General features: G+C 41.1%; 20 protein-coding genes. 6 read left to right on the top strand and 14 right to left on the bottom strand.

What is annotated here, in order from left to right; all coding sequences use genetic code 11:
* Window positions 1-27: 27 nt before the first annotated feature.
* From EJ103_RS18475 to EJ103_RS18430, 10 genes are all read right to left on the bottom strand, one after another.
* Window positions 28-2,961, bottom strand: a complete 2,934-nt coding sequence (locus EJ103_RS18475) for a TonB-dependent receptor (RefSeq protein ID WP_054981730.1) — start codon at window positions 2,959-2,961, stop codon at window positions 28-30.
* Window positions 2,962-3,029: 68 nt separating this feature from the next.
* Window positions 3,030-5,156, bottom strand: a complete 2,127-nt coding sequence (locus EJ103_RS18470; protein ID WP_126009249.1) for a glycoside hydrolase family 16 protein — start codon at window positions 5,154-5,156, stop codon at window positions 3,030-3,032.
* 595 nt (window positions 5,157-5,751) lie between these two features.
* On the bottom strand, window positions 5,752-6,543 hold the full coding sequence (locus EJ103_RS18465) for a sterol desaturase family protein (protein ID WP_126009247.1): 792 nt from the start codon (window positions 6,541-6,543) through the stop codon (window positions 5,752-5,754).
* A complete protein-coding gene (locus EJ103_RS18460) occupies window positions 6,536-7,180 on the bottom strand; it encodes a CDP-alcohol phosphatidyltransferase family protein (RefSeq protein ID WP_126009245.1) in 645 nt (214 codons plus the stop codon). The genes EJ103_RS18465 and EJ103_RS18460 overlap by 8 nt, the downstream gene beginning before the upstream one ends.
* Window positions 7,181-7,207: 27 nt before the next feature.
* Window positions 7,208-7,846 (bottom strand): ATP-binding cassette domain-containing protein, encoded by a 639-nt coding sequence (locus EJ103_RS18455; RefSeq protein WP_096042815.1) that lies wholly within the window; start codon window positions 7,844-7,846, stop codon window positions 7,208-7,210.
* A 22-nt stretch (window positions 7,847-7,868) separates the two neighbouring features.
* Window positions 7,869-9,623, bottom strand: coding sequence for an ABC transporter permease subunit (locus EJ103_RS18450; RefSeq protein WP_126009243.1), 1,755 nt, complete (start codon window positions 9,621-9,623; stop codon window positions 7,869-7,871).
* Complete coding sequence (locus EJ103_RS18445) at window positions 9,620-10,897, bottom strand: ABC transporter substrate-binding protein (protein ID WP_126009241.1); 1,278 nt, start codon at window positions 10,895-10,897, stop codon at window positions 9,620-9,622. Before EJ103_RS18445 ends, EJ103_RS18450 begins: the two co-directional genes overlap by 4 nt.
* On the bottom strand, window positions 10,884-11,702 hold the full coding sequence (locus EJ103_RS18440) for a DUF547 domain-containing protein (RefSeq protein ID WP_126009239.1): 819 nt from the start codon (window positions 11,700-11,702) through the stop codon (window positions 10,884-10,886). Before EJ103_RS18440 ends, EJ103_RS18445 begins: the two co-directional genes overlap by 14 nt.
* 1 nt (window position 11,703) lies before the next feature.
* Window positions 11,704-13,857, bottom strand: coding sequence for a bifunctional TVP38/TMEM64 family protein/FAD-dependent oxidoreductase (locus tag EJ103_RS18435; RefSeq protein ID WP_126009236.1), 2,154 nt, complete (start codon window positions 13,855-13,857; stop codon window positions 11,704-11,706).
* A gap of 16 nt (window positions 13,858-13,873) precedes the next feature.
* Window positions 13,874-16,228 (bottom strand): TonB-dependent receptor, encoded by a 2,355-nt coding sequence (locus EJ103_RS18430; RefSeq protein WP_126009234.1) that lies wholly within the window; start codon window positions 16,226-16,228, stop codon window positions 13,874-13,876.
* 348 nt (window positions 16,229-16,576) lie between these two features.
* Between EJ103_RS18430 and EJ103_RS18425 the strand changes: the two genes are divergently transcribed.
* Window positions 16,577-16,990: a hypothetical protein gene (locus tag EJ103_RS18425; RefSeq protein ID WP_126009232.1), complete on the top strand. Its 414-nt coding sequence runs from the start codon at window positions 16,577-16,579 to the stop codon at window positions 16,988-16,990.
* Window positions 16,991-17,075: 85 nt separating this feature from the next.
* Here EJ103_RS18425 and EJ103_RS18420 read toward each other — a convergent pair whose 3' ends face one another.
* On the bottom strand, window positions 17,076-17,501 hold the full coding sequence (locus EJ103_RS18420) for a hemerythrin domain-containing protein (RefSeq protein ID WP_126009230.1): 426 nt from the start codon (window positions 17,499-17,501) through the stop codon (window positions 17,076-17,078).
* Window positions 17,502-17,817: 316 nt separating this feature from the next.
* Between EJ103_RS18420 and EJ103_RS18415 the strand changes: the two genes are divergently transcribed.
* From EJ103_RS18415 to EJ103_RS18405, 3 genes are read left to right on the top strand one after another with little or no spacing between them, the layout of a single operon-like run.
* The gene (locus tag EJ103_RS18415) at window positions 17,818-18,069 is read left to right on the top strand and encodes a hypothetical protein (protein WP_126009228.1); all 252 of its coding nucleotides are present in this window, start codon (window positions 17,818-17,820) and stop codon (window positions 18,067-18,069) included.
* 57 nt (window positions 18,070-18,126) lie between these two features.
* On the top strand, window positions 18,127-18,384 hold the full coding sequence (locus EJ103_RS18410) for a hypothetical protein (protein WP_126009226.1): 258 nt from the start codon (window positions 18,127-18,129) through the stop codon (window positions 18,382-18,384).
* Between the two features lie 26 nt (window positions 18,385-18,410).
* Window positions 18,411-18,629, top strand: a complete 219-nt coding sequence (locus EJ103_RS18405) for a DUF6500 family protein (RefSeq protein WP_126009224.1) — start codon at window positions 18,411-18,413, stop codon at window positions 18,627-18,629.
* A 10-nt stretch (window positions 18,630-18,639) separates the two neighbouring features.
* On the opposite strand, the gene EJ103_RS18400 is transcribed toward EJ103_RS18405, so the two are convergent.
* The gene (locus tag EJ103_RS18400; protein ID WP_126009222.1) at window positions 18,640-20,547 is read right to left on the bottom strand and encodes a tetratricopeptide repeat-containing diguanylate cyclase; all 1,908 of its coding nucleotides are present in this window, start codon (window positions 20,545-20,547) and stop codon (window positions 18,640-18,642) included.
* A gap of 248 nt (window positions 20,548-20,795) precedes the next feature.
* Complete coding sequence (locus EJ103_RS18395; protein ID WP_164521653.1) at window positions 20,796-21,785, bottom strand: IS30 family transposase; 990 nt, start codon at window positions 21,783-21,785, stop codon at window positions 20,796-20,798.
* Between the two features lie 302 nt (window positions 21,786-22,087).
* Between EJ103_RS18395 and EJ103_RS18390 the strand changes: the two genes are divergently transcribed.
* Complete coding sequence (locus EJ103_RS18390; protein WP_126009218.1) at window positions 22,088-22,594, top strand: TetR/AcrR family transcriptional regulator; 507 nt, start codon at window positions 22,088-22,090, stop codon at window positions 22,592-22,594.
* 11 nt (window positions 22,595-22,605) lie between these two features.
* Window positions 22,606-23,664, top strand: a complete 1,059-nt coding sequence (locus tag EJ103_RS18385) for an alcohol dehydrogenase family protein (RefSeq protein ID WP_126009216.1) — start codon at window positions 22,606-22,608, stop codon at window positions 23,662-23,664.
* A 56-nt stretch (window positions 23,665-23,720) separates the two neighbouring features.
* Here the strand turns inward: EJ103_RS18385 and EJ103_RS18380 are convergent, their stop codons facing one another.
* Window positions 23,721-24,947 carry a threonine/serine exporter family protein gene (locus EJ103_RS18380; RefSeq protein ID WP_029773039.1) on the bottom strand — a complete coding sequence of 409 codons (1,227 nt, stop codon included), beginning with the start codon at window positions 24,945-24,947 and terminating at the stop codon, window positions 23,721-23,723.
* Window positions 24,948-24,997: the final 50 nt, after the last annotated feature.

The raw sequence follows: 24,997 nt of genomic DNA, 5'->3' as shown, positions 1-24,997 counted from the left end.
GCTTAACTATTCTAACTAGGGAATAGTTTAAAACGTGTAACGGGCACCAATTGAGTAGCGTGGGCCGTACTGATTAGCAAATAAAAACTGCTCTTCGTAACGGCCGTAGCCTTCTTCGGTGGCATTATTTAAGTTTATGCCATCAAAAAATACGGTTACGTTTTCGTTTACATCGTAGTTTACGCTCATATCCCATTGGCCGTAGGCTTTAGCATATTGCGGTGGTGCATCGGCTGAGCCTTGTGCTTGGCCTACACCAATTAAGTACGAGTCGCGCCATGCGTAAGTAATTTTGATTGATAGGCCGTCTTTTTCGTAAAAGCCTTGAAAGTTAGCAGAGTCACTTAAACCTGTAAGCGGCGCTTGTTGGTCTAGGCTTTCGCTATCAAATTCTACATCGCCATCTACAAACGTGGCGTTAACACCTACACCAAAACCAGTTTCGCCAATTAAGTGCTGAACAGCCACTTCAAAACCATCTACCGATTTGCTGTCGGTGTTTTGTGGTTGGCTTATGTTCCATACCATAAGTGGGTCATCGCTATTTGGCTCAATGACGCCATTCGCATTGCCATAACCATTGCTAATCATTTGCGCAAAAATAGCATCGGTGGTTGCTTGCTCGCCGCGCGATTCAATATCGCTAACTGCTTGTAAGTAACGTGGGCCGTTTAAAATGTCGTATAGACCTTCAATCGTGGTTTGCGTAATGGTGGTTTGAATAAAGTTATCTACGTCTTTTTTAAAGTAACCAACAGAGGCGTAGCTGCCTTCTGCGTAGTAATACTCTAATGATAAGTCGAGATTGGTTGATTCAAACGGCAATAAATTTGTATTACCTTGGCTACCCGTGCGCGAGCCAGGTTTTGGGCTGCCTGTTAAGCTACGGCCACCGGCTAAATCACCCAGTGGTGCACGCGACATAGTTTTACCCCATGAAACACGGGCTACAACGTCTTCGGTTAAATCAACACTTACATCGATTGACGGTAATAATATGTCGTAATCGCCTTGCTGCTCTAAGAAGTTATCATCGCCGCCGGCTGCATATTGCATTATCCACTCTGAGGCGCTTATCCAGTTTACTTGTTCTTCAACACGTTGGCGTACTGTGCTGGTTACATCTGTTTGCTCGTAGCGCAGGCCTGCGTTTACTTTTACGTAGTAATCGCTTACATCAAACTCCCAGCTTGATTGAATATAAAAGCTGTTTGTAATTTCTTCTACGTAGCTTTCGCTATCAATACCATCCATGTAAGCATTAGCTGCGTATGCATCGCCACCGGTTACATCAGAGGTGAGGTAAGCCATTTGGCGAGCAACTGCTTCGTCAAAATCGTAGGTATAGTAGTAACCTGGTTGTAAGTTGCTGCCGCCACCATCAAATTGATCTAAAAGGCCCGACGTATCGTGGCGAGTAAACATGCTATCTGGGAATATTTCTGTGTACGATGGGTTAAAACCAGGGCCACCCACTAAGCCACTCCATGCAGTGTAACCACCGGTGTTTTGCTCAGTGCGCGATGCACCAAATTTTACTTTAACTAGGCCAATATCAAAGTTTTCATTGTACCAAGTGGTATGTAATTGTAATTGCTCAATGTTTGATTCACCCGGCGAGTGCGTAAATTGGCTAAAGTTAGAGTCAATTTCGCCTGGCGTTAATTCGCTTGTGCCGTTTAACCAGTTAACTTGAGCACTTGGGATTTCGCCTGTGCGGTAATCGTAAATTTTGTTTGCTAGCTGATCAGAGCCTAAAATCACTTGGCCGGTACTGCCTAGCCCGTCATCGGCGCCGTTATCGGTTTCATTTTTAGAGTCATGGTAATCAAGCTCAACGTGCCACGTGTCGTTAATTTCCCACTCTAGGTTTAAACCAATAGAGCGTGCTTTTACTTCTGTGGTGCCTTTGTTGGCTGTAAACGAGGCATCGTTACCGCTAATATCGGCATAAACAGCGGTGCCGTTTTCATCAAGCTCGTAGCCATTAATATTGCTACCAAAGTCGTTCCAAATACCCCAACCAATACTTTCAGAGCCCGTAACCGCTTTACTTGCTGTGTAATCTAAGGTGGCTACAAAGCCATCAACTGGTTCAAATTGAAAAGTAACTTGGCCGTTAGTACGTTCACGCTCTACATCTTCAATAGAGTAGTTCATGTCTTTAGGGAAGTAGTAATTACCTGATGGGTCAGTACGGTTATCAACAACGTTACTGCTATCTAATTCAGGTAAATCAACATTGGCTTGCCAACCTTGGATATTGGCGCGTTGTTTTTGAAAGTCGCGTTCTTGATGCGAAAACGAAAAACCAAAACCAAATCTGTCATCTGCAAATGTGTTGCTATAAACAGCAGAAAGCTCTGGGGTTACATCATCACCGGCTTCGTTTGATGAGTCGTGATTTGCTTTAACCGTGGCTGAAAAATTTTGGCCTGGCTTTTGAAAAGGGCGCGCAGTAGAAATATTAACTGTTGCACCCAAACCACCGCTTGGTACATCGGCGCGCGCTGTTTTAAATACTTCTAGCGCACTTACGCCCTCTGAGGCAATGTTTTCAAGGTTGTACGAACGCGTATAACCTGTGCCAGGCATTTGGCGGCCGTTTAGCGTAATTAAGTTAAACTCTGGGCCAAAACCACGTACGGTAATTTGGCTACCTTCACCGTTTGCTCGGCTCACCGATACACCGGTAATGCGTTGTAATGACTCTGCTAAATTGGTATCTGGAAATTTACCCATTTCTTCTGCTGAAATGGCATCTACTACGCCCGATGAATCACGTTTCATATCCATAGAACGAATAAGTGAACCACGAATACCTTTTACTTCAATAACTTCTACATCAGGAGATGCTGCAGTGTCTGCCTCGGCAGCAATGGCCGTATTTAACGTGCTTGCAGCAATGATAAGAGACACAGAAGCCGCAAGTTGGCTCTTTTTAAAATTGAATGTGTTCATAATAGCTCTGCTTTATAAAATGTTGTTGTGTAGCAATAGGCGCTTAGCGCCTATTGTAGTGTGTGTTTTTATGGGTTTGAAATTGTCACATTATCAACACGATATGTTGCGCCAGCCCCTTGGCCCCAATTAGGAAAAATCATTAATACATCTATCGCACTTACATCTAAACCGGCAGCTGATAAGTCAGAAAGCGTATAAGTATATGTTTGCCATTCGTTTAAAATAGGGGCAATGCCTTCAACACTTTCAGTAAGTGCAAGCTCTACGGCAGAGTCACCTTCGTTTGACTCAACTTTAAAAAACCATGACGCATCGGGTGTGCTCGGCATACTCGTAACTTTCATATCAAACGTAATTTGACCAACCGTTATGATAGCGCTTGCATCAAATGCTTCGCCGCTTCCGCCAACAGATGTACGGCTGTTAAAACCCATTACTGTAGGCGTATCATTTATTGTAAATTCCGCTGTTATACCATGCTCTTCATCATCCATTACTTCCACTGGCGTAGAGCCGCTACAGCAGTCCCACATTGGCCAGTCAAGATTTTGAGTATCAGAGAAAACATCTAGCTTAGGAAAGTCTTGAGTTATTTTTACATCATCAACTCTATAAACAGCGCCATTACCAGTGCCCCATGCAGGAAAAATCATAACTACATCAATAGCACTAATATCTAAGTTTGCTGCAACAAGATCGGTTAATTTAAATGTGTATGTTTGCCATTGACCTACAACAGGCGCAATACCTTCAACGCTTTGGGTAATAGGCAATTCGGCTGCCGTAGGGGCGTCTCCTGCGCTTTCAAGCTTAACAACCCATGTAGAGTTTGAATCAGCAGGTGCGCTAGTTACTTTCATTTTAAACTGAAAATACCCTTGTGCTAACAGGGGGGTTGCATCAAAAGGGGAAGCTACACCAGCTTCATCAGTAATGTTTGCCGCTCTTGAAATAAAACCGTTTACAGTTGGGTTTTCACCAACACTAAATTCAACTGTATTACCTTGCTGTTCATCAACAACTACTGCAGGAGTTGAGCCTCCGCAACAATCCCACGCAGGCCAATTAATATTAAAAGAATCACCAAATATAGTTAATGGAGTAACCCCTCCAGCTATAGGAACTGGGGCATCGCCCTCAAGTAAGGCATCGTTTAAGCTATCGTAACCTGGGCGAATAGTTTCACACCCTTTGCCGGTATCTGGGTTTGATGCACATTGATAAACACGTACGTAGTCAATTGCAAATGTTTGGCCGTTTTCAAATGCGCTGGCATCTACGCCTAACTCATTTACGTTTTCAGGCCAGTCGCCGCCTACTGCTAAATTTAACAGTAAGTGAAAGTCTTTATCGTAAGGAGCGCTATCCCAATGAGTTTCTAGCTCGCCAAAACCTTGTTCAAAATACTCTGCAAACCAACCGCGATGTTTCAAACCTGCGGCTTCGCCTTTGGAATTATATAATACTTCTGATTGGCGCTGTGTGGCATAAAGGTAGCCATCAACGTACCAGCGTATTTCACCTTCTTGCCACTCTACTGCGTAAGTATGAAAGTCATCTGCTGGGTTGCTATCTTCAGGAAATTTGTACTCTTGGCCTGTGTAGCTGTTATCTGGCCAAGCGCGGCCGTAATGCAATGTGCCATGAATGCTTGATTCAACACCGCCATCTTCGTCAGCGGTTTTTAGGTTTACTGATTCTAAAACATCAATTTCGCCTGAGCGTGGCCATGTACCATATTCTTCATCGGTTGGTAGCATCCAAAACGCAGGCCAGCTGCCTTGCCCCGAAGGGAGCTTTGCACGTACTTCAAAGCGGCCATAAGTAAAGTCAGCATTGTAACGGGTATTTAAACGCGCAGAAGTGTAGGGCTTTTCAGCGCCTTCTGTTGCGGGTAGGGCAACAATGTTTAACACACCGTCTTGTATAAAGGCGTTTTCTTCGTTATCGGTGTAACATTGTTTTTCGTTGTTACCACCGCCATCGCAGTTTAATTCAAAGTTCCACTTATTAGTATCAATGGCAGAGCCATCAAACTCGTCGCTCCATACTAGTTGCCAATCTGAAACTGGCTCAGAAGCGTCGATATTTTCAAAATTAGATGTTGTGGCTGAGTCGCCACCACAGCCAGCTAAAGACGCTAACGAAATAGCAGCCAGTAAGCGAGCAATGTGTGTTTTTTCAATGTTCATAGCTGAACCCCGGTTTCACAGATTGTTGTCAGAATGTGTGTTTAAACTTATTAAAAAGAACCATATTTATTTTTGTAAGCGCTTACATTTATCATGTGTTTTTGTAAGCGCTTACAAATAATATTGCGCACTACGTAAATGGTCAACATATTTGTGTGTTTTATTTACATTTAGTTTACGGTAAGACCAGTTTACCAATTGGAGTTATTAACTAAATCGTTAATAAATTTAAAAGCTTACATTATTTTTAATGTTGCATTTTTAATACATCTATTAATACTTTACTTAATTAGTAAATATTAAAGTGACCTGTAGCAATTACATTTAGCGCTAATTGCGATGATTTACCTGTATTAGGCTAACTATATGGCGTGTAATTTTGCTTTTTTACAAAAAACGAAAGTTAAAAAAAGTGAAAGTGGTATAGTATTCAATAGGTTAGTAAACCCTTTAAAGCGCTTAGCTTGTAAAGGTTAAATTATAGGGAGTAAGGCTTTGGCGGGGTTTAATAAGGTAAATGTGTAAATTTAAATACGCATTTACCTCTTAATTTATTGTTTATTTAAATAGTATTGTAGCCACTTGAAATGGCAGCTTATTTACGTTTAAACGGCATAATTAGCAAGCCCCACAGCGAGGCGTTTTGCTGCGGGTTAGGGTATTCTTTTAAGCCTATATCTATGTCGTTATCGGCTTTTTGCGCTTCATTTTTGTAACTACCAAACAGTTTATCCCACCAAATAACGCTAAATCCATAGTTTGAATTGGTTTCGCTCACGCGTTGGCTATGGTGAATACGGTGCAGTATTTGGGTCATTAATATGAGCCGAAGTGGTTTTTCTATGGCATTGGGTAAACGTATATTGGCGTGGTTAAACAGCGCTAATCCATTAAGTGCTATTTCAAATATTAATACAGCAATAGCAGGTACACCCAAAGCGGTAACGGCAATCAATTTTATAACTATGCTGAGTACAATTTCGATAGGGTGAAAACGCAAACCTGTGCTGGTATCTACATGGGCATCGGCGTGGTGCACACGGTGCAAGCGCCACAAAATAGGCACTTGATGAAAAAGCCGGTGCTGCCAATAAATAACTATATCTAGCAGTAATATGCTTAAAATAATAGCAACATTACTTGGTGTGGCTATTTGATTAAATAAACCGATACCGTGCTCTTGGTTATAAAGCGCTACGGCAGTTAAGCCTATTGGCACACTTAAGCGAGCAATTACAGAGGCCGCAAACACCAGTCCAAAATTGGCCAACCACCGGGTGGTGCTTTTTATCGGCGATTTACGGGCAGGCATACGCAACTCTAGCAGCATCATAATAACCAAAATGCTAAAAAAGAACCCTAATCGCCACCAAATTTCATTACTCATTGGTTTGTTTAACCTCATCAGCTTCTTGGCATTTAAGCGTGTTATAACCACCATGTATACGTGTAAAAATAGTAATAGCGCACGCAGTGGCAAAAATACTCGCCATTAGGGCAAAGTGCTGCGGCCAAATACAAAAGGCAATAAACAGCGCGATGGTTTCTGTGCCTTCGGTTAAACCATTTAAGTAGTAAAAGCTTTTGTATTTAAACTGGGGTTTTTCGAGCTTAAATTTTTCGGCGGCTATGGCAAAGGCTAAAAAGCTTGAGCCAGTGCCTATAAAAGTAGCCAGTAATAAGGAACCGGCAATCGCGTTTTGCTCAGGGTTTGCCAAAATAAAGCCAAGCGGAATTGCCGCATAAAATAAAAAGTCGAGGGTAATATCTAAAAAGCCGCCAGCGCTTGAACTTAAATTTGTATGGCGTGCCAATGCGCCATCTAGCCCATCTAAAATACGATTTAAAGCAATAGCCGTTAACGCTGCGTACCACATTTCATACGCAATTAATGGCACAGCTAATAGCCCTATTAAAAAGCCCGCCACAGTAAGTTGGTCGGGTGTTATGCCGCGCTTGTGCATTAACGCCACAACAGGAGTTAACAGTGGCTTTATTACTGGGGTGATGTATTTGTCTAACATACTTGGTGCCTTGTGCTTTTTGTGCGTTTACTTGGCTAAATTTAAGGTGATCAGTTTGCCGTTTGCAGCCTCTGCATCGCTATGATCGTGAGTTACCATAATAGCGGGCAATTTATGCTCGCGTATTTGGCTAAATACCAGCTCGCGCGTATCTACTCTTAATTGGGTATCGAGCTTGCTAAAGGGCTCATCAAGTAAAATAGCTTTTGGCTCGCTTAATAGCATACGCAATAAAGCAACGCGGGCTTGTTGCCCACCAGAGAGGTTGTCGGGGTGGCGATTAGCCATGCCTTTTAACCCTACTTGTTCAAGGGCATGCTCTATTTTTTCAAGGCGCTGTTTTTTATTGCCTTTAGGCATAGCAAAGGCAATGTTACCGCTTACCGATAAATGCGAAAATAATAACGCATCTTGATAAAGCACGCCTATGTGGCGTAAATGTGCGGGCAAGTTATTAATATTTTCGCCGTTAAGCCACACTTCGCCATTTGCGCTAAAGCCGTTGGGTAATGTGCCGGTAAGCCAATTTAATAAACTTGATTTACCACTGCCTGATGGCCCCATAACAGTGAGTATTTCGCCGCCTTTTACCTGTTCGTTTAAGCTAAGTAATTGCTGGTTTTGACGATAAAGCTCACAATTTTTAATCTCTAAAGATGACTGCATTAAAAACCTTTTAATTTATGGGTTAGCGATGGGCGCTTTTAAAAAAGTACTTAGGTAACACCCACGCCAGTATAAAGCCAATGAGTGGCAATGCCATTTGCATAATGGCATACACCGCACTGGTGCGCCTACTTGCGCCATTAGCAAGGGTAACCGCTTCGGTTGTTATGGTTGCTATGCGCCCGCCACCGGCTAAAAGTGTAGGTAAATATTGGCCAAAGCTAATGGCTAAACCAAGTGCCGCCGCAATTAAAATAGGAGCAAATAACTGGGGTAATTTCACTTGTAAAAATACTTTGCAGGGCGTTGCGCCAAGGCTTGCTGCTACATGAGCAAAGCGAGGGTCTAAGCGCCTATAACTGCTCGCAAGCGATAAAAACACATACGGTAGTACAAACAATAAATGGGTAAATACCACATTAAAAAACGCGGCCTGGTTATTTACTAGTTGTTGCAGCCACACTAGGCCAAATAAAAACGCAATACTTGGTACAAGCAGCGGTAAATAAATAATTAAGCTGGTAAAGCGCGACATAGGTTTGGCACTTAACTGCTCTGACTCTAAGCACAAAAGGGTAATAATAATGGCAAATAACGTAGTTACTAGCCCTATAGCAAGGGTATTAAAAAGCGGGTTTTGCATTTGCATTAGCGCACTTTTAAAGTGAAGTAGCGTGAGCTGCTCGGGCAGTGCCGCCGGAAAACGCCAAAATCCGGCAACCGACCACATAATTAAGCCAATTAATGAAAGCAAAATAAAGCCAATTACAAATACTGTTAATACGGTTGTTATTTTTTGCCAATAAACACCGCCATATTCTCGCTCGCCATTGGTGAGTAAATCGCTAAATAATGCTTTTATCGCTTTTTCGCCGCCAAGCCAAAGTGCTAGCAAACCGCCAGTAAGTACAAGCTGCAATAACGCCCCCGCAGAGGCTTTAATACGCAGGTTTAAATCTACATCGTTAAACCAGTGCATTATAGCAACAGCAAGCGTTGGCGGGGTATTTGGCCCCAAAATAAGTGGCATTTCTACACTTGCACTGGCATAAGCCAATACGGCTAAAATGGGTAGGCGCAGCAATGGGTAAAGGCTTGGTAATACTACTTTAAAAAAAGCAGTCATAGGGCAGTAGCCTAAATTAAGCGCGACTTTATGTTGCTGGCGCAGCTTTTTGCCAAGCTCAGGTTGGGCAAGCACACCTAGCGCCATTAACAGTAAAAAAGGCAGCTCTTTAAGGGTTAAGCCTAAAATTATACTAATACCAAACGCGTCATGCGGAAACAGTCCGTTAGGCGCAAGTTCCCACCCACTAAACCAAGGCGATACTAAACGCGAGATCATTCCCGAAGGCGCAATTAAAAAACCAACCGCTATAGCCGCTGCCGCGTGGGGTATTACGAGTATTGGGCTCAGTAAACGCTGAATACGGTTAAGCCACGGGCTATTAAAAAATGCCGCTAAAATCATTAATGTAATGGTAAAGGCTAGTAAGGTACTTATTAATCCGCTGCCAACACTTAGCATAACCATGTGTGTTAGGCCAGGTGTTTGCATGAGCATAGTAAAGCCATGTAGGCCAAGTGTTGTGTGCTCAAGTACCGGCGCATAACCAAAAGCGGGCAATAGCACGCTAATTAAGCCGCCTATTACAGGTAAAATAAGCAATGCCAGTAAAAAGCGTGGACTTAATTTAACTAATTTACTAAACATATCGGCGCATTTATGTGGTTTAAGTGTTGGGCTCGCTGCTAGCTTATTTGATACAACACTCATTGGCTTACTCCAAAACGCGCTTGCCAACCTTGCAAAATAGCATTTACCCAGCTTGGGTGTGGCTCACTTAGCGTGCGTTTAATACTATTTAAAGGCAGGGCGCTTGGATGCGGTTGCGTTGTTTTAAATAAAGCTTGCTGCTGTGGTGCTAGCGTTGATTGAATAAGCACGCTTTTATCGCCCCATATAGGTGCTTTTTGTTTTTGAGCTTGCGCCTCTGGGCTTAATAAAAAATTAGCCACTAACTGCGCACTTTGTGCATGGCTTGCATTATAAGGTATGGCTACAAAGTGGGTGTTACTTAAACTGCCATCTTGCATTGCATAACTGCGAATACTTTTTGGTAAATCATAACGTTTAACGGCTGCGGGCACTTCGGGTGCTGAAAACGTAAACGCTATGCTTAGTTCTGTGTCGCCTACTAAGCGGCGCATTTGTGCACCACTTTGCATAAAGTGTTTACCGCCGCGCCAAAGTGTTGGGTGCAGCTTATTTAAAAAATCCCATAACGGGTTTAATACTTGGGCTGTGTTTTGTGCAGTAGCTGGCTGATTTAACTGTGCTTTAAGTGTGTCATCGCTTTGTTGATGTAGCATAACAAGCGCGTATTTTAAAAAGCTCATGCCTAAAAAATCAGGGGGCTTTGGGTAACTAAAGCGCCCTGGGTTTTGTGCGCTCCAGCTAAGTAATTGGTTTAGGGTTGTTGGTAGTGTGTTATTTGCAGTGCCATCAATTGCTAAACTGTCGTAGTAAAAGGTGAGCGATGCTTGCCCCCAAGGTGCTTCCATTCCATTAGTGGGTATACCAAAATCAAAATTAACAGCAGGGTTATTACTAGGGTCGGTGTAGCTAAAATTAGGCAGCCTATTAGCCCATTGTTTTAGTAATAACGAGTGTTCGCTCATGGTTGCAAAGTTAGCACCGTTTATCCAAATTAAATCTACGCTGCCTTTATCGTTATTGTTTGCTGATTTTTCGGCAAGTACCCGGCTTACTGCTTCACTGGTATCGCTTAGCTTTACATGTACTAAGTTTATGTTGTATTTGGCTTTTACTTGCTGCGCAGCCCATTGAATATATGCATTTATTTGCGCATCGCCGCCCCATGCATAAAAATATACGCTTTGGTTTTTACCTAAGCTTTCAATTTGCTGCCAACGGCTTTGTAATTGTGTACTTGCTAGGCTTTTAAAGCTAATAACAAGGCAAATGCAAAACGCGACACAGCAAAAGCTGTATCGCGATAATGTTTGCCAACATTTATTGGCGAGCATTTAAATCCCAGTTGTAGTCTAAAAACTTAACTTTTATGTCGTTATTTTTAAGCGCTTTTTGCTGAGCTGGTATCAGTTTTAGTGCTTTAGGGTATTGCAAAAAAAACTGCTGCAATGTGTTTGCGCCTTTAAAGCCTTGTTCAAAATCATCGCCATACCACTTAAATATTGAAGATACACTTAGCGTGTTATCTTGCGCTATATTGCGGGTTGTATCTGATAAAAAACGCACCGTTTGCGCTTGCAATTGGCTTTCTAAATCAGTGGCTGTGTAGGCTTCTTCACGTAGTGCTGGGCAGCCAATGCTTGCGCAATTTACAGCAAAGTGAATGCGTGGGTCGTTGTACTTACCACTGCCACGTATTAAACCATGTTCTATATCATCAAGGCTGCGCGTTTTACCAAGTAATGGCACAAACTCTTTGCTCCATGGTGAGCTAAAAAAGCTGCCTAAATCTTTAATTGATTTAAGGTTTGGGTATTTTGTTAATATTAGCTCAACAGTAAAGGCGTTATACGCGTTGATTAAAAACGCCAGCTGCTTCGGTTTTTCCCACGTATCAAACTCGTTTTGCGTAACAGCCGATAGCGAATCTAAATAGGTTTTAAGTTCACTGTGCTTAGCTTTAATTGCTGCATAATCAACCTCAGTGCTGTGGCCATTATTAATAGCTATAACATGGTTGTTTAATAATGTATTCCAGCTGTCGTGCATATTTTGAGCTTGGGCCGAAAATGACGTTGCAAACGATGTTGCAAGCAAAGCAGACCCTAACAATAGCGCTTTTAAAGGTGTTTTAAACATATTAGCCTCTGCGCCATGCGTGGTATTTTTCAAGCATGTTAAGTACTTTTTCTGGTGCGTGAGCGCGTTTCCACTCGCCTGCTGCGTACTTGTTACCTTCAGCCCAAGTAGGGTAGCTGTGAATAGTACCTAGTATTTTGTTAAGGCCTAAACCGTGTTTCATTGCCAGTACAAATTCAGCTATTAAATCACCAGCGTGCTCAGATACCACAGTAACACCGAGTATTTTGTCTTTGCCTTTTGGTGTAATTACTTTAATAAAGCCTTTGGTGGCGCTGTCGGTAATGGCGCGGTCTAGCTCTTCAAATTCAAAGCGAGTGATTTCATAGTCTATGCCTTTATCAATAGCGTCTTGCTCGTTTAAGCCAACACGTGCTACTTCAGGGTCAATAAATGTGGTCCACGGAATAACACGGTAATCTACTTTAAACTTTTTAAGGTTACCAAATAAGCCATTTACTGCTGCGTACCAACCCTGATGAGCGGCTACGTGCGTAAACTGATACGGACCTACAATATCGCCAGCGGCAAAAATGTTAGGGTAAAGCGTTTCAAGGTATTCGTTAGTGACTACAGTACGATTAGTTTCTATGCCAAGCTCTTCAAGGCCGTAACCTTTAAGGCGAGCGCTTCGGCCCACAGCACATAGTAGTTCATCGTATTCAATATCGATTTCGGTATCATTATGTTTTACCACAATGAATTTTTTACCGTCGCGCGCTTCACAGCGCAGTGCCTGATGCGAGGTTAAAATGTTTACGCCGCTCTCAATAAGCGCTTCGTGGGCAAAGGTAGACACTTCTAGGTCTTCTTTGATCATAATGCGTTCAGCCATTTCAATTTGCGTAACATTTGAGCCTAAGCGTGCAAAGCTTTGTGCAAGTTCACACCCAATTGGGCCACCGCCAAGTACAACAAGCTTTTTAGGGGCTTCTTCAAGCTCAGCAAATTTAGTCCATAATGTATCGCTTGTTACATAGCCTGTTTCTTCAATACCAGGTAGTGGTGGTACAAATGGGCGTGCGCCTGTGGCAATAACAATAGTACGGGCTGTGAGTGTTTGCGTGCCACCGTCGTTAAGCTTAATTTCTACAGTCCACGGGTCTAATAATTTACCGTAGCCTTTTACTACATCTACGCCTAGGTTAGTGTAACGCTCAACACTATCGTGTGGTGCGATGTCGGCAATTACTTTATGTACACGTGCCATTACTTTTTTAAACGAAAACTGCGGTGCCATGTTTTCTAAGCCGTAGTGTTCACCGTGGCGAATTTGCTCAGCAATTTTAGCGCTTTTAATCACAGCTTTACTTGGCACACACCCGTAGTTTAAACAGTCGCCACCCATTTCGCCGGCTTCAATTAGCGTTACTTTGGCTTTAACTGCTGCTGCAATGTAGCTTGTCACTAAGCCGCCAGCACCTGCGCCAATAACAATCATGTTGCGGTCGAACTTTTTAGGTTTAGTGTAGTTTTTGTATACGCGACGTTTTTTAAACACGTTTAAGATTCCTTTAGCAATAAAAGGGAACACACCCAATAAAGCGAATGATAAAATAAGATCGAGCGATAAAATGCCTGATAAGCTTTCAATTTGCGCAAGTTGCGTACCCGCGTTTACAAATACAAATGTACCCGCCAGCATGCCTATTTGGCTTACCCAGTAAAAGGTCCATGCTTTAATTGCGGTAACACCCATCAATAAGTTAATTAAAAAGAACGGAAATACGGGTACTAATCTAAGCGTAAATAAGTAAAAGCCACCTTCTTTTTCAACGCCTGCGTCAATAGCGTCTAAACGCTCAGGAAAACGTTGTTTAATTGTATCGCGCAATAAGTAACGCGATACTAAAAAGGCAAGCGTAGCACCTACCGTAGAGGCAAACGAGGCAACCAATAAGCCTTCAACTAAGCCAAATAACGCACCTGCGGCTAGTGTTAATATAGCCGCCCCCGGTAATGAGAGAGCCGTTACCACTACGTATAATAAAAAGAAGCCACCAAAAACCAATAATGGCGATTGCTCTTTATATTGGCTAAATTGATCCATCGAGCCTTTTAAGCCTTCAAGCGTAAGTAACTGGTGTAAATTAAAGTGAAAGAACAAGCCTATAGCCGCTGCTGCAATCAATACCAAAAATAGTTTTTTAATCATGTTCTCTCAACCGCTCTTAAAAATTATGGGTTAGTGTTAATTTTGCGTTTATTGGCAGTTCTGGAAATGCCAATGTTGCGCCAAAGTAACCCCCTTCAAATACTGGGCGCCAGTTTTTTTGATTAGTGACATTGTTTACATCTAATCGCAACTTAGTGCTAGGCGTAAATGCGTAGCTAGTATTAACGTTTAGCGTGTATTGATCACGAATTTTAACTGTTGCTAAAAAGTCTAATGGGTAACTCTTTGTATATAGACCGGAAAAACCCATTTGCCATTTCGAATTAATTGAATAATTTCCGTTAAAACTGAACGACTGCTCAGGAATGCCCTGAACTTGGCGGTTTGAAGGTGCAAACGCGGTAAAACTTGGTGCGCCAACGCCGGTACCTGCAATAATATCTGGGCGTGAATTGTCAAATGCATCGATTACTTGAGCAGAATCTTGACTGCTTGCAGAATTGTCGTAACGAGCATCAATATAGCTGTAGCCCGCACTTAGCCAATAAGGGTAGGCATCGTAAAATACTTGGCTTTCAAAACCTGTAGTACGAATACCTGTATTGCTGCCGTCGCGATTACGTAAACTACGGCGCTGGCTAAATACCGCGCCATCAGCGTACCAGTCGCTATCGGTTGGAGCGTACTTTAAGCCAAACTCGACTAAGGTGTTTTCGGTAGCAAAATTTTGTGCGCTAATTGTGTTATCGCCGCCAAGTGATGTGCCGCCAGCCATACTGTTTGATGTTGCTTCGTTATAACTTGCTGCACCATAGGTGGTGTAATCACTATTTAATTTGTAATTAAAGCTAACTTGGCCAGAATGCAGTATTTCGTTAATGCTGTCGCTTGCAGCAACTTGGCCTTGTGGTGCAATAGGGTCGTTTGCTTCTACATCGTAAAAATCAATGCGGTAACCCACGCTAGTATGAAGCTTATCACCCCAATCTGAGTCTTGCTGAATAGCAAGTCCTGTTTGCCATGAACGTGAGTCGGTGGTGTCTGATAAGTTAAAGTCGCCGCTGCCATCGTTATCTAAATCGTATTGGCCGCCAGGCGATACAAACACACCTGGGCTTAGCTCTACTAAACGTGCTTTTTGTGCATCGGTTAAGGGAATGCGGCGGTTTGAAAGTGGGCCAGTTAAATCAATAGGTAAATCGGCCTCGGTAGTAAATTGGCTGTAGCCAAGTACTTTGTTGTAGCGTACGTCAAAAGCAAAAATTGTTTGTTGGTCGCTATTCCAACGGTAGGTAAGCTCAGTGCGGTTTTGCGCTGTATCGGCGCCGTCTATAATTTCTACAAAGCTGTTTTGGGCTATTTCTTCACGCTGTAAATGCTGAAAATACGTAATGTTTTTAAGTGAGGCATTAGCACTTAGCTCACGCTTATAAATGCTGTGAATTAAATAAGTGGTTGCTTCGTTTTGGTTATCAGGGTCGGTAAGCACGGTGCTGCGATCTATTTTTACTTGCCCAGTAGGCGATACAATTGAACCCGCTGCTGGTACGGTACTGCCATTGGCTTGCACGCCTTGGCCGGTAATATAAAGGCCATCATCAATTAAGGCTTGGGTAGGGCGGTTAATACCGGCGTTATCGGTAAATTCAACTTGGTATAGCTCAAAGTTAATGTCCCAACTGCTTTTATCATCGGGCAAAATTCTAACTGCTGCAAATAAGCTGCCGCTTTTAGTGCCTGAGTAATCGTAGTAGCTGCCTTCATCAAGGTGCTCGTAACTTACTCTAAGGCCCACTTTATCTTTTATAATGGGGGCAGTGTAATCTACTTGCGCACTGTATTGATCCCATCGCCCGGCTGAGAGCTTAACTTTACCTTTACTTTCATCTGTAGAGGCAGTCTTTGAGTGTAAATTTACAAAACCACCGTTACGTTGGCTTGAACCAAATAAAACCGGCGGTGCGCCTTTTACTACATCTATTTGTTCTACAGAATTGAACGATAACGGCACGCCAAAGCCATTATTACCTGCTTGGCGGCGTGTACCATCTTGAAAAAGCTCACCTAGCTGGCCACGAATAGTAGGTAAGCTGGGTGCACCAAAGCCACTTGCAGAGTATGTGTTTGGGCTCACGGCTAGTACGTCTTGTAGGGTAGTAATATTTAGTTGCTCTATTAACTCGCTTGAAATAGGTGTTACTGAGCGTGCTATGTCTTGCAGCACAAGGTTGTCGCCGAAGGGGCCGTTAATAGTGGCATCTTTTACAGAAAGCCCTTGAGATTTAATCGTTTGGCCTGCTACTTCAATACGTTCAATTGAGTCGGTATTAGCTGCAGATTGTGCCGCGTGAGCATAAAAATTAGGTGTGAGTGAAGCGGCTATAAAAAGTGCCAAATATGAATGTTTCAAAAGGGTTCTCATTTTGGTTAGTGTGAATGTGGCAATAAAGACCTGAAGCTTTGTGAATAACTTTCAGTAAATATTAATTCTTTTTGTTTTTTAGAATGAAACGTTAAAAGTTTAGCACATTGCTCAAAAGCGTTATTCAGTTTTAGGCACTATGTTTTTGTTTTACAAATACTGTAGTTAGTTATTGCCATGATAAGGTCGTAATTTATAAATAGCGGTTTTATACGCAAACAAACGAAAAGCAGGGCACAGAACTTATTAAAAAATTATACATTGAGATGAAATAAAATATGTGTTGAGCGGTCTTGCTAGTTTCAACATTAAATTATTTAGTTTTAAGGAAATTTTATGACTGGTACAACAGGTACTGACTTTCAAAATCGTTTGCAGTGGTCGCTTTTTTCGCTACGCCTAGGCGTGTTTATTGTAATGATTATGTGGACGTTTGATAAGTTTGTTAACCCTGGGCATAGCGCACGAATTTTTGAGCATTTTTATGGTATTGGCGGCTCTACAGATGTGGTTGCTTATGTACTGGGGGCGTTACAGCTTATTATAGTGTTGGCTTTTTTAGCGGGTATTAAAAAGCGCCTTACGTATGGCGTTATATTTGTAATGCACGGCCTTTCTACGCTTTCATCTTATAACCAGTATATTGATGGCTTTAATAACTTATTGTTTTTTACAGCGTGGCCAATGTGGGCAGCGTGTTTTGCACTTTATGTGTTACGCGAGCAAGACGTTAAATTTACCATTAAGTAGCACTGCAAAAAAAATGGTTATAAGCCATACGGCTTATAACCAATAAGTACACAAGGGAGTGTATGGAAGTCGGTTTAATTAATAACTAATGCATGGCATCGTTATACTGTTTAGCTAGGCTTTCTTTTTGCCCTTCGGTTAGGGCTTTACCCGCTAATTGAAATACTTCATGTTCTTCTTCACTTAAATGATGATGCACTAAATGGTGCAATTTTTTAGCTGCAACTAACCATGCCGATGAGCTCATTTCGGTGTCTTCAAGTTGTTCAATTAATTCGTCAATTTCATGGTGCTCAGCAACGCTGTGGCGTGCTTTTTCGTGCGTTAGATCGTCAAACATAAGTGGGTTATAAAAATAACGCTCTTCAAATTTTGCATGATCTTCTAATTCGGCTTTTAGCTCGTCCATTAGCTTGTGGCGCTGCTGTGTATCGCCGTGCGTTTGAATGAGGGCATCTACTAACTCGCGTTGTTTATCGTGGTCTTGACGTAGCGCTTCAAAAATATTCATAACTCTTTCCTTGCTGTAATTGCTTTATAAACTTTTAAAAGCAAGCGCAGTGCCAAATTTTAATGTTTTGATATAATTGACTTTAATGTACTTTTGGCTGGTTTGGATGGAGTTGCTCTGTAACTTTTACACATAAACAGCTGCAATTTTTTCAGATTAAAAGAGGCGATTGTTTTTGACGCTACATAAGCTTACATATTTTTACTGGTTGGGTATTTTATTGAGATGCTAAAGTAGCGCATTATTTGGGTACAAGCTGTACATACTTGCCTTACCTATATTTTTATAAAACTTTAGATACTAGGATAGTTTAAGGATGAACTTAAAAAGCCACACTACAGCATTATTACTGTGCGCGTTATTAAGTGCATGTAGTACAGCCGAGCATTCTGAACGACGTGTATGCATACAAGAGGCAGAAATAACTGAGCTAAATGGCGCTAAAACAAGCTCAGAGGTTTTCAATGAATGTGTAAGCGCTCAAATAAAAAAGGATGCTAAAGGCGACACTTTTTTTGATGAAGTTGGTGTGTTTTTTATTGATCTACTTGTTTTAATAGCCGACTAAGTAAGCAAACTTACAGCTATAATTTAAAGCATAAGGGTGCGTAAAATAGGATTGAATATGAAAGCGTTTTTAATTGTATTCTTACTGTGTATATTTTTAACTGGCTGTGCGGCAAAGCCTTATGCGGGCTCTGCACAATGTATGGAGCAAGCTGATATAGCTTATGAAACCAATATACATAAAAATGAGCCGCTAGATAATGAATGCAAAGCTACAAAAGTAAATACGCCTAATAAAGAGTTTGAGAATCATAGTATTGTTGATAGAAGTCTTTTACAGCTAATTGTTAGTTTTTTAAACGGTATATTTAGATAATTAAAATACAATTAAATAAGGTATGTATGCAGGAAGAACTAAAAGCAAAAATTATAGCTGTGTGCGATAAAAAAATAGCAGCCAAAGGCGAAAACGTAGGGCTTTCTTTTTACGCTTTTTTTGCAAATAAAAACGACAATCCAGAGCTGCTGATGCAAGCCGCTACGTGGTGGATACACACCCATAAGTTAGATCACTTTGAAAAAGCGATAAAAATAAGGCAAATGATTATTGAAGGTGACTAATAACGTATATTTACGCGATTGCTATTTGGTTTCTGCCATTTTCTTTTGCTTTATAGAGTTGTTGGTCCGCACGTTTAATTAGCTCGCTAAGTGAGTCGCTTTTAGCATCACTTATTGCCACGCCAGCACTAAAGGTTACGTGTGTTTTACTTGGCAATGCCTCAATATGACTGCAGTACTGCGCTAGCTTATTTTCAAGATTTTCAAAAAAGTTGTTTATTTTATCGCGATTTTGCGTTTTTAAAACAAATAGCCACTCCTCGCCGCCATAACGCCCAAACTTATCGTTAGTACTTAGTGTGTCTTTTGCTGCTTGAGCAAATTTTATAAGTACTAAATCTCCTATATCGTGGCCAAATTTGTCGTTAATAGCTTTAAAGTAATCTAAATCAACGATGGCTATTGCTAGGCTCTGCTGGGATAAACACTCATTTGCTTTTTGCAAAATGCCACGCCGATTTAAGCTGTTAGTTAGGTAGTCGGTTAATGCTATAGCATGGTATTTTTTTCGTTGGCGCATTTGGCGGTAAAATAAAAATAGCGACACGATGACTAAAATAAAGGCGATTGAGGCACTTAAGCGCCAAATTATTTTTTGCTGGTGTTCTTCTGTTGCCTGCAGTTTGTTTATGTCTTTTTCGTATTCTAGCTGTAAAATTTTGTCTTCTTTTTCTTTTACTTCAAATTTAACTTGTAAGGTTTTTATATTGGTTTCGCTGGTGGCTTCGTAGTGTTTTATTGTATAAGCAAGCTCATCTTCAATTGCTTTAAATGCATCTTCGGTGAAGTTAAGCTGGCGCTTTAATTTATAGCGTTTGCTTAAAAAGTCAGCCTTATAAATGCTGCGGCTAAATTTATCTAGGTTTAAAAATACTTCGTCGTTTACTTGGTTGGCTTTATTTAATAAATTTTGTTTTGTGTAGATGTCTGATAATAAAATCATTGATGCTAAATGCATGTCGTTAATGCCGGCAGAGCTTGCAAGTGCAATGTTTTTGTTTACAAGCATTAAAGCCGTATCGTAATTACCCTGCAGGTATTGAATATTTGCAATAGAATATTGAGCGAAGGCTAAACCTTTTTTCATATTAACTTTGCTAAAATAAGCCAGCGCTTTATTTAAGTATACAAGCGCGTTTTTAGGCTGACCGACCTCAAGTAATACGTTTCCTAAACTCCAATAAGCTTTAGCAGTAAATAGGCCGTCGCTTGTTTGCTCGTATGAATCTACCGCTTTTTGGGCATAATAAATGGCTTTTCCTTTATCATCTTTGTAGAGGTAGTTGTAAGCGTCGGCAATTTTTCTAAAAAAGTAGCCCTGCGAGGCTATGTCTTCTTCTTTTATTGCAAGCTCTAAACCTGTTAACGCCGCACTTAGCGTTTTTTTAAGTTCGTCGGTTTCGGTGTAGTAATAGGCTATAGCCCGAAAAACAATGATTTGTTCGTTAGGAGAAAGCTGTTTTACCTGCGTTTGCAGTTGATTAGCAAGCGATTGCGCATTACTTAACTCTTTGTTAATTGCGAAAAGCTTAAGCTGAGCCTCTAAAAATAGTAGGTGACTGTTTTTATATGTTACAAGCTCAGTACTCTTTAAATACATTAGCAAATGGGTACTTAGCGCGGTGTATTGTTCTTGTCGAAAAAGTAGCTCTGAATATAAGGCAGCCGCTTCAAGGTGCAACTGTTTATGCTTTGTATGTTTAGTGACATTATAAGCGTGGGTTAGTTGTTTTTGGTGTAAAAGGTAATCTAGCTTGTTGGCTTTAATATCACTAAGCAGGCTTTGGATTGATTTTATATCAGATGAAGTTAGTGAAGAGCTATTGGCAAATGTAGCACTACTTGTTAGTAAAAATAACAGGAGCACAAAAAAGTGAAACCACACTATATTGATTTTTATTATTATATTGTTCGTCATTTACTTTTTACTGAATCAACACCTAAAACGATATAACTAACTATAGCATTGCTTGTAAATAACAAGTTAATACTTTATTGGGAATACACCACCACATCCTTTTGAAAGTTCAATTTCTAGTAAATAAGTATGAAAAGCATTATTAAAATAATGATGACATCCATTTAAAACATAACTATGACACCCATCAAAACACAAATAATAAAATAATAACGACACCCATCATAATAGTTGTATAAAACACAAGCCTAGATTCTAATTGGAAGTGCACCACCTAATTCATTATAGACTTCATTTGGTGTTTTAAATCCTAAACATTTTCTAGGGCGATTATTTAGTTGCTCCTCTACCTTTTTTAATTGCTGATGGCTTACTTTGCTAAAGTTTGTTTTCTTCGGATAATACCTTCTAATTAACCCATTTATTTGCTCTACAGCACCTTTTTCCCAACTGTGATAAGGCTCACAAAAATAAGATTTATTTTTCAAAATGGCTTCTACTTTTTTAAACTCCGTATTTTCAGAGCCATTGTCATAAGTTATCGATAAACAAGAGCTTGGTGGGTAAATAGATAGTTTTTTACATATTGCATTCGATGTCGCTAGAGCTTTTTTAGATGATAATTTAGTGATGTGACACACTCTAGAAACTCGTTCAAGTAACACATTCAGCGCACATTTTCTGTCGCTAGATTCAACAGAGTCACTTTCCCAATGCACAACGTTTTTTCTGAGATTAATGTCATCTGGTCTGTCTAAAATACTACATCTTTGACCCCAAACTGTTTTCGTTTTACGGGTTGGATATTTTTTCTTACGCTTTTTATGTTGCCTAGCTAAATATACAATAAGTGATGTTTCATTCTTGTATATATATTGATAAATGGCCTCGTGAGATACGCTGGGTAAGGTTTTATCAAATTTTATTCGTCCAGCTATGATCTCAGGACTCCACCCAAGTTTGAGTTTATCTGCCACATAGCGTTGAGCTTCAACAGACTTAAGCTTAACTCGCTTAGCTCTCTCCTTTACCCTTACTTCATAATACATTTGAGCTGGATGAGGGTAATAAGTTGGTACGTAATAATCATATTTATTACGCTTTAGCTCTCGGCTAATAGTGCTATGTGAGCGATTTAGTAATCGGCTCACCTCACGTATTGATTTTTTTTGGTAATGATACCACTCAAATAAACGACAACGTTCAAAGTTAGATAAATGTGAATATTGGGTACCCATGGCACACCTCCTGAACTTATAGTTTAGTAAAGGTGGTGCACTTCGACCTTGAATCTGGCTTGTTAATTTATAAATAATTAGAGTGGGTGTCACAGTTATGGCTTTATTATGACTAAGAAAGATTAAAGGGATGCCATATCTATCACTATCCTTATACATTTTGAACTTGAGGGCTTTCCTCATTTGTTAATTTTAAGATGGGTGTCATAGTTATTATTTTGTATAAATCTGTATTGGTTGACATGTAGAATGAATGCTCTACCATATTGGGTAGAGCATTCATTCTACATGAGTTAAACACTATGCTAAAACAAGATATAGCTGCTGCACTTGAGGTGGCCTTTAGTCAACATGGCTTTGCTGAGCCTAGTGTGGCTAAGCTGCAAAAACTCAGTGGCGTTAGTTTGCGCACCCTTTATAAATATTACCCGTCAAAGCAGGCAATGATCATTGCTGCGCTTGAGTACCGCCATAATCGCTATATTAATTTTTTACTTAAAGATGCACCTGCTCCGGGAGTTGAGGCGGTTTTGCACATGTTTGATCAACTAAAAGCGTGGATGGTGCAATTTGCGCCTAATGGCTGTTTATCTATTAATGCGTTGTCGGCGTTTCCTGAAGATGAAGCTATTAGCCTTGCGGTGCAAACGCATAAAAATGACGTAAAAAAACTGCTAGTTGAGCAAGGTTTAAATTCATCGTTGGCTAGTAGCTTGTTTTTGCTGCACGAAGGAGTGTCGAGTGCGTGGCCAGTTATGGGCGATGAGGCGGTTACATCAGCAAAAAACAGTATTCTTAAATTAATATAATGGAGCAACCAATGGCAAATTTACCTAGCACAATGCACGCTGTACAGCTTACCGAGCATGGCGATTTTGATGTATTAAAGTATGCAACTAACTTACCGTTGCCAGGGCTTGCACAAACAGAAGTACTTATAAAAGTTATGGCGGCAGGTGTTAATAACACAGATCTTAATACCCGCACGGCGTGGTACGCTAAAAAACAAAGCAGTAAAGACGATGCAAGTTGGTCTGGTGATGCGTTTGTTTTTCCTCGTATTCAAGGGGCAGATGTATGCGGCGTAATTGTGGCTGTTGGTAAAAACGTAGATCAAAGCCGTATTGGTGAGCGCGTCATAGTTGAGCCATGTTTAATTAAAGCTAATGGTGAAACGCTTAAATCGCCATGGTATTTTGGCTCTGAGTGTGATGGTGGCTTTGCACAGTTTACCCGTGTTGACTCTATTCACGCTTATAAAATCATTAGTAACTATAGTGATGAAGAGCTGGCCTCTTTTCCGTGCTCATATTCTACGGCCGAAAACATGCTATTTCGCTCAAACCCACAGCAAGGGCAAACTGTTTTAATTACAGGCGCTTCTGGTGGTGTTGGCTCAGCGGCAGTGCAATTAGCTAAAGCACGTGGCGCTTTTGTTATTGCCATTACGAGTAAAAGTAAGGCGCAGCAGCTTGAAGAGTTAGGTGCCGATAAAGTTATATTTCGTGAAGATGATTTAATTCAAGCCTTAGGTAAAAACAGTGTTGATGTAGTCATTGACCTTGTTGCCGGCGAGCAATGGCCTGCACTGCTGGAGGTATTAAAACCAAAGGGGCGTTATGCGGTGTCGGGCGCTATTGGCGGGGCATTAGTAGAGCTTGATATACGTACTCTGTACTTAAAAGATTTAACTTTTTTTGGCTGTACAGTTATAGAGCCTGAGGTATTTAAAAGCTTAGTTAACTTTATTGAACAAGAAAAAATAAAGCCTATTGTGGCGCAAACATTCCCATTGAGCGAAATTGTTACAGCGCAAAAAGTGTTTGCACAAAAACAACACGTAGGAAAAATTGTACTCACCATCCCTCATAGCGAATAGCGCGTTAAACAACAAAGCCCGTTACAAAGTAAGCGGGCTTTTTAATGGTAACAAGCTTATAAGCTTTTTTTAGGCGGTAAAGCTACGTTTGCAAATATGAGCCCTGCTACAAGCGACATAAATATTAAAAACGTTTGCTGGCCTATATGCTCGGCATAAACAAAGTCTTGGCCTTCAATAAGCGAGTTTAAGCCAATATACGTTTTACTGCCGGGCACCAGTACAATTAAGCCTTGCATGGCAACAATGGAAGCTGGCGCATTTGCAACGCGGTTAAATAAGTTACTAAACACTCCAACCGAAAGCGCACCAACAAATGTGCCTAACGTGTAGTCAAGGTACATAGCCGAACCAATACTCGTGCCATAGGCTATAAAACCAGATGCGATTGACCACCCAGCATGTTTAAGTTTGGTTCTAAATATCACTATTAAGCTGCTACAAAGTAAAAATATAGCAAGCCACGCAGTCCAGCGCGGTAGTGGCTCGGGCTGTACAAAATCAGTTTGGCCAAATATGGCAAAGCCAATGCCTATGCCAATAAAGGCGCCAAAGTACAGTTTAAATAACAGCATAAACGAGTCCATAACCCGCGCCGTACCCGACACTAAATGCCTAGCTGCAAGCTCTGCTAAACCAAGCGCTAGCGCTAAACCAGGTATAAATACAATAATGGCTGAAAGCACCACTAACCGTATATTTATATCGGGCGAAATATACACACTTATTGCACAAGCCAGCACTGCCGATACTATAGCAACAAGGGGCTCAAGCATGTGAGCAACCCGTTTTGAGCGCCCCGACCACAGTACAAACACATACACCACTAAAGTAAGCAACGCAGACCAAATAACGTCTGTCCAGCTGGTACCCATTAGCATGGCAAATGCACCCCCCGATGTTGCAAAAGCAATACCGGTAACAAATTTATTGTACGGGTTTGGCATGTCGTAAATGGCATCAAGCTGAGCATCAACCTCTTGCAAGGTGAGCTTGTCGTCGAGCATTTGATTAACTAAGTCGTCGGTGTCGGCAAGTGAGCCTAAGTCGTGATCGCCTGGGTCTACGCGTGCCACGTGGGTGTATTCGTCTTCGTGGCCATCAGTCCAAATTACAAACGTTACCGAAGTTGGCGACATAACAAAAGACGATTTAAGTCCTAAGTAAGTGGCCACTTCCATTAAGTGTGCTTCTAGGCGGTACGCTGGGGTGCCGTACTTATGAAGCATTTTACCTAATTTAACGATAAATTTGCGTTTTTCAGTAAAGGTTGCAGTTTTCAAATCTTGTATGGACCAGTGTGTAAATAAATTAGCTAAAAGTATAGGCTAAA

The sequence above is a fragment of the Pseudoalteromonas sp. Xi13 genome (assembly GCF_003952205.1).
Lineage (GTDB): Bacteria > Pseudomonadota > Gammaproteobacteria > Enterobacterales > Alteromonadaceae > Pseudoalteromonas > Pseudoalteromonas atlantica.
Note: the sequence above shows the minus strand (reverse complement) of the source record. Positions and strands in the feature narration are given on the sequence as shown.